This window comes from Corallococcus terminator, from assembly GCF_003611635.1.
Lineage (GTDB): Bacteria > Myxococcota > Myxococcia > Myxococcales > Myxococcaceae > Corallococcus > Corallococcus terminator.
This window is the reverse complement of sequence record NZ_RAVZ01000469.1, coordinates 1-5,842: the sequence shown is the minus strand read 5'-3', so window position 1 is coordinate 5,842 and position 5,842 is coordinate 1. Positions and strand designations below refer to the sequence as shown.

General features: G+C 70.1%; 4 protein-coding genes, 1 tRNA gene and 1 pseudogene. 4 read left to right on the top strand and 2 right to left on the bottom strand.

Features of this window, described 5'->3' with window-relative positions; genetic code table 11:
* Both D7V88_RS38240 and D7V88_RS38235 read right to left on the bottom strand, forming a co-directional pair.
* Positions 1 to 201 (bottom strand): annotated as a pseudogene (locus D7V88_RS38240) (DUF2760 domain-containing protein); the annotation flags it as partial.
* A gap of 106 nt (positions 202 to 307) precedes the next feature.
* Positions 308 to 383 (bottom strand) — tRNA-Ala (locus tag D7V88_RS38235).
* A gap of 202 nt (positions 384 to 585) precedes the next feature.
* Between D7V88_RS38235 and D7V88_RS38230 the strand changes: the two genes are divergently transcribed.
* The 4 genes from D7V88_RS38230 to D7V88_RS38215 all read left to right on the top strand — a co-directional run.
* On the top strand, positions 586 to 2,934 hold the full coding sequence (locus D7V88_RS38230) for a tetratricopeptide repeat protein (protein WP_120545472.1): 2,349 nt from the start codon (positions 586 to 588) through the stop codon (positions 2,932 to 2,934).
* A gap of 222 nt (positions 2,935 to 3,156) precedes the next feature.
* Entirely contained in the window at positions 3,157 to 4,041 is an 885-nt protein-coding gene (gene cyoE, locus D7V88_RS38225) for a heme o synthase (protein WP_120545471.1), read from the top strand.
* Between the two features lie 40 nt (positions 4,042 to 4,081).
* Positions 4,082 to 5,071 (top strand): ABC transporter ATP-binding protein, encoded by a 990-nt coding sequence (locus tag D7V88_RS38220; protein WP_120545470.1) that lies wholly within the window; start codon positions 4,082 to 4,084, stop codon positions 5,069 to 5,071.
* The coding region (locus D7V88_RS38215; RefSeq protein ID WP_120545473.1) for an ABC transporter permease at positions 5,068 to 5,842 on the top strand (775 nt) is incomplete at its 3' end. The genes D7V88_RS38220 and D7V88_RS38215, both read left to right, overlap by 4 nt.

Sequence of the window (5,842 nt, the reverse complement as noted above, 5' to 3'; positions counted from 1 at the left end):
GGCCTGGACGGCGGGCACCTTCGCGGGCGGCGGGGGGGCCATGTCTCCGGCCGGAAGCTCCTTGAGCTGACCGGCATCGTAGGCGCGGCTGGTCGGCAACACGGCCTGCGCGAACTCGCGGGACACGAGGCAGCGCCAGAAGCACAGCCAGGCGAGCCAGAAGCGGGCGAAGAACGACAGGGAGGCGGACGGGTCGGTCATCGGCCCCGGATAACAAAGCCCGACGCCTTTGCAATTCGGCAACGACCGGAAGTGCCTGAAATGCAAAGGGCCTCACGGTTTCCCGTGAGGCCCTCTGTTTTCTTCATGGTGGAGGCGGACGGGATCGAACCGACGACCTTCGCATTGCGAACGCGACGCTCTCCCAACTGAGCTACGCCCCCAAAATGGACCACGACTGCCTGCCCTGCGCCCCGGCGGTGTTGGGACCGGCGAGGTGATGGGGCTAGTACCGAAGCCTGACCTTGCTGTCAAGCAGCTCGTTTTCGCCAGCAACCCTGCGATTGACGTGCCGCGCAGCGGATGCCATAAAAACCGCTCTTCAGTACCGCATCCTTCCCGGACCCCCGGGCTTCCATCTGGTTCATGTCCACCTCTCCTTCAAAGACGTTGAGCCCCACCGAGCTCGCGAAGCTTGAGCATTCGTTCGCTTCCGATCCCTCGTCAGATGCGTACAAGCCCCTGGCGGAGGCGTACCTCGACCTGGGGCGCTTCATGGAGGCGATGGTCGTCTGCAAGAAGGGCGTGAAAGCCCATCCGACAGCGGCCGATCCACGCCTTCTCCTGGCCCGTGTCTACGCGGCGCAGAACAAGGACAAGAAGGCCCTGGAAGAAGTCCAGGGGGCCCTCCAGGTCCAGCCGGAAGACAAGGCCGCCCTGCGCATGGCGGGCGTGCTGCAGATCAAGGGTGGCGAGTCGGAAGTCGGCCGCGCCAACCTGCTCAAGGCCTACCAGGCGGATCCCGGCGACCCGGAGACCGTCACGCTCCTCCAGCAGTACAAGGTGGAGATTCCGCGCCCCGTGGCGCCCACGCCGGTGCTCGCGCCCGTGGCCCCGCCGCCGCCCGCCGCCGTGGAGGCTCCCGCCGCCGCGACCGTCCCGGTGGCGAGCCCGCCCGTTTCCAGCACGCCCGTGGGCCGCGTCGGAACGCAGCCGCAGTCCCGTCCCGGCCCGTCCGGTGCCTCCCGTCCGGCGGAGGTCGGCACGCGTCCGCCCTCCCAGCGCCGCCCGCAGATCGTGGTGGAAGAGGTGGACGAGGACGAGGATGAGCCCTCGTCGCGTCGCAAGACTCCGGCTGGCGGCAACCGCAGCAAGACGCTGTCGCTGGTGCTGCTGCTGCTCATCCCGTTGTTCGCGGGTGGCTACGGCTGGTACTCGGCGCAGGCGAAGAAGCGCGGCCGCGAGCTGAAGAAGAACCTGGACGTCGCCACCGAGCAGCTCAAGCACGACTCGTTCGTCAGCTACAAGAAGGCGTGCGAGGCGGCGGACCTGGCGCTGGAGGTGGATCCGGATTCCACCGCCGCCCACGGCTACCTCGCGTACGCCTACGCCATCCGCTGGGGTGAGCACGGCGGCGGCGACGACGCCCGTCGGCAGGCCGAGGAGCACCTGGCGGCGGCCCAGAAGACCCAGGAGCTCTCCAGCCACCTCATCGCGGCGCAGGCCCTGGTGAAGACCTACAGCGGCAAGGGCAAGGAAGCCCTCACCGAGCTGGATGCGCAGGTCAAGGACCTCAACGACAAGAACAAGGCGTCCTCGCTCCTGTACCTGACGCTGGGCCTCATCCAGATGAACGCCGGAGACCTGGAGCGCTCGCGCGACAGCCTGGAGCGCGCGCAGACGCTGGCTCCGGACGATCCGCGCGTCTACGCGGGCCTGGGCGCCGTGTACCGCCGGCTGGGCCAGGACAACACCGCCTGGAAGAACTACGACTTCGCGCTGCGCTACGAGAAGGACCACCCGGAGTCGCTGCTGGGCCGGTCGTTGCTGATGCTGGATCAGGACGAGCCCAACTACGGGCTGGTCAATCAGATGATCAAGAAGCTGCTGGAGGTGGATCCGCCTCCCAGCCCGCGTCAGCTCGCCGCCGCGCAGCTCGCGCGCTCGCTGCTCATCGCCCGCGTGTCGCTGGCCATGCCTGGCCTCAAGCCGGAAGTGCAGCAGAGTCTGGCCGAAGCGACGGGCGTGCCGGTGGATGCGGCGAAGGCGAAGGCGGAGGTGCTCAAGGCGGAGGAGACCGGCTTCGCGCTCGACAAGCAGAACCCGGAGCTGAACCTCATCAAGGGCCGGCGCCTGTTCGCCGAGGGCAACTTCGACGCGGCCGCGGAGGAGATCCGCAAGGCCATCAAGGTGGACTCCAGCCGCGCCCAGTTCCACGTGGAGCTGGCCAAGGCCCTCATGGGCAAGCCGGGCGGCGAGAAGGAAGCCTCCGAGGCGCTGACAACGGCGCTCAAGACGATGGGCGACAGCCCCAAGCTGGTGGTAATGCTGGGCAACGCCTACCGCCGCCAGAACAAGCTGGATGAGGCGCTCACGCAGTACCAGCGCGCGGTGAAGGACCCGAAGGCGAAGAACCCCGAGGCCCGCCTCGCCATGGGCGCCATCTACCGGGAGCGCTCGGAGTGGGACAAGGCGAAGGAGCAGTTGGAGAAGGCCAGCCAGGAGTTCTTCGGTCAGCCGGACCGCGTCGCCATGACGCTCACCGAGCTGGGCCGCGTCTACCAGGGCCAGGGCAACGCGGCCAAGGCGGACGAGTCCTACCAGCGCGCGCTCAGCTCCGACGAGGGCTACTCGCCGGTGTACTACTTCTACGCCGCGCTGCTCGCCAAGGACCCCAAGCAGACGGCCAAGGTCCGCACGCTGGCGCAGGAGTACGTGAAGCGCGAGCCCAAGGGCGAGTACCTCACCGACGCGCAGCGGCTCGCGGGCAATTGACTGGGCATGTAGCCCACCCCTGGTAGTGCCCGCCGCACCCCGCGCCGCGAATCCCGACAGGGGGTTCGCGGCGCTTCGTTTTTGACGGGGGGCGACAGGCAGGCTGATGTGCCCGGGCGGCTCCGCCTTGCCACCCCCGCCGGGTGACGGTATGGGAGGGGCCACCCACGTCCCCTCGGCCGGAAGCGAACACGCGGTCCGGGGCCACCTGTTGGAGTCTGCGTGAGCGCGCGTGCCCTGTCCCAGTCGACCACCGCGTCCGACCTGATCTCCCTCACCAAGCCGAGCCTGTCGTCCCTGGTGCTCATCACGGCGGCGGGCGGCATGTTCCTGGCGCCGGGACCGCTGGGCCCGGTGCGCTCGCTGGTGACGCTGCTGGCGACCGCGGGCACGGTGGGCGCGGCGAACGCGTTCAACTGCTACATGGAACGCCACAGCGACCAGTTCATGGCGCGCACGCGCAACCGGCCGCTGCCCGCCGGGCGCATGGATCCGTCCACGGCGCTGTGGTTCGGCCTGTCGCTGGCGGCGGTGTCGCTGCCGGCCCTGGTGCTGGGCGCCAACCTGCTCACGGGCGTGCTGGGGCTCGTCGCGCTGCTCAGCTACGTGCTGGCCTACACGCCGCTCAAGGCCCGCACGTCCGCGGCGATGCTGGTGGGCGCCGTGCCTGGCGCGCTGCCTCCGCTGATGGGCTGGACGGCGGTGACGGGCACGGTGGACGCGGGCGGCTTCGCGCTGTTCGCCATCATGTTCCTCTGGCAGATGCCGCACTTCATCGCCATCGCGCTGTACCGCAAGGAGGAGTACGCGGCGGCGGGCCTCAAGTCGGTGCCCATCGAGCGGGGCGACGAGTCCAGCCGCGCGCAGGTGGTGCTGTACCTGGTGGCGCTGGTGCCGATGACGCTGCTCCCCTTCCAGTTGCACATCGCCGGCACGTGGTACCTGGCGGCGGCGGTGGTGCTGGGGCTGAGCTTCCTTGGGATGGGAGCGTGGGGCTTCTTCAAGCACCTGGGGAAGCCCTGGGCGCGCCAGACGTTCTTGTTCTCGCTCGTGTATCTCACCGGTCTGTTCGCCGCGATGACGCTGGACCGCGTCCCCCGCGGCTAGCGGGCCCGCGCGGCGTCCGTGTCGCGCGAGGACGCCCTTCATGCCCGACACCTCGGTTGCCACTCCGCCCCCGCCGCTCCTGCGCATCGAGGGGCTCACGCGTCGCTTCGGCGGGCGCACCGCCGTGGATGGCCTGTCGCTGTCCGTGCAGCCGGGGGAGATTCTCGGCCTGCTGGGCCCGAACGGCGCCGGCAAGTCCACCACCTTCCAACTGCTCGCGGGCCTGCTCGCGCCGGACGCGGGGCAGGTGCACTTCGCCGGCCGAGTGCTGGCGCTGAGCGACCCTGCGCTGCGCCGGCAGATGGGCGTCATCTTCCAGAAGGGCAGCCTGGATGACCTGCTGACCGCTCGGGAGAACCTGCTGCTGGGGGCCAGGTTGTATGGCCTCACCGGCGCGGACGCGAAGGCGCGCGTGGAGACGATGCTGTCGCTCATCGGCCTGTTGGACCGGGGCGACGAGCGGGTGGGCACCTGGTCGGGTGGCATGCGCCGGAGGCTGGAGCTGGCGCGGGCGCTGGTGCACCAGCCGCGCGTGGTGCTGATGGACGAACCCACGCAGGGGCTGGACGAAGCGGCCTTCCGCACGTTCTGGACGCACCTCAAGCGGCTGCGCGACGCGCAGGGCGTCACGGTGCTGCTCACCACGCACCGCGCGGACGAGGCGGAAGGGTGCGACCGGCTGGCGGTGCTGGATGCCGGGAAGCTGGTGGCGTGCGACACGCCCCGGGCGCTGGCCTCGCGCATGGGCGGCGACATCCTGACGCTGGAAGGGCCGGAGCCGGAAGCGCTCGCCGCGCAGGTGACGGAGAAGTTGGGGCTGGAGGCGAAGGTGGTGGAGGGGCGCGTGCAGGTGGAGGCCGCGCAAGGACATGCGCTGGTGCCGCGACTGGTGGAGGCCTTCCCTCCGGGGCGGTTCGCCTCCGTGTCGCTGCGCCGGCCCACGCTGGCGGACGTGTTCCTCCAGCTCACCGGGAAGGCGTTGGGGGCGGATGCGCCCGCGCCCGTGCCCGCGCCGAGGAAACGCCGATGAGCGCCGACATCCCCGTGCCTGTTCCCTCGCCGATGGAAGCTCAGGGGGAAGCCCCGGAGGCCTCGCCCGTGGCACCGGCCTCTCGCCGTGAGCCGGGCACGCTCGCTTTGCAGTGGGCCACGGTGCGGGTGCTGCTCGTGCGCGACGTGGTGCGCTTCTTCCGTCAGCCCAGCCGCGTGGTGGGCGCGCTGGCGCAGCCCATCCTGTTCTGGTTCGTCATCGGTTCGGGGTTCGCGGGCTCGTTCCGCGTGGAGGGCGCGCAGGGGCTGGGCTACCAGCAGTTCTTCTTCCCGGGCGTCGTCACGATGGTGGTGCTCTTCAGCGCCATCTTCGCGACCATCACCGTCATCGAGGACCGCAAGGAGGGCTTCCTCCAGGCGGTGCTGGCGGGGCCGGGGTCGCGGCTGGCGGTGGTGTTGGGCAAGGCGCTGGGGTCGTCCACCATCGCGCTGATGCAGGCGTCCCTGTTCCTGCTGTTCGCGCCGCTGGCGGGCGTGGACGTGCGGGCGGTGGACTACCCGCTGCTCGCGGCGGTGATGGTGTTGTCGGCGCTGGCGCTCACCGGGATGGGGATGGCGCTGGCGTGGTGGGTGCGCTCCAGCGCGGGCTACCACGCGGTGATGAGCCTGGTGATGCTGCCCATGTGGGTGCTGTCCGGCGCGATGTTCCCGGTGAAGGGCGCGGGGCCGGTGCTGTCGTGGGTGATGCTGCTCAACCCGATGCGCTTCTCGGTGGAGGGCGTGCGCCGCGCGTTGTACGGGGCGCAGGCGT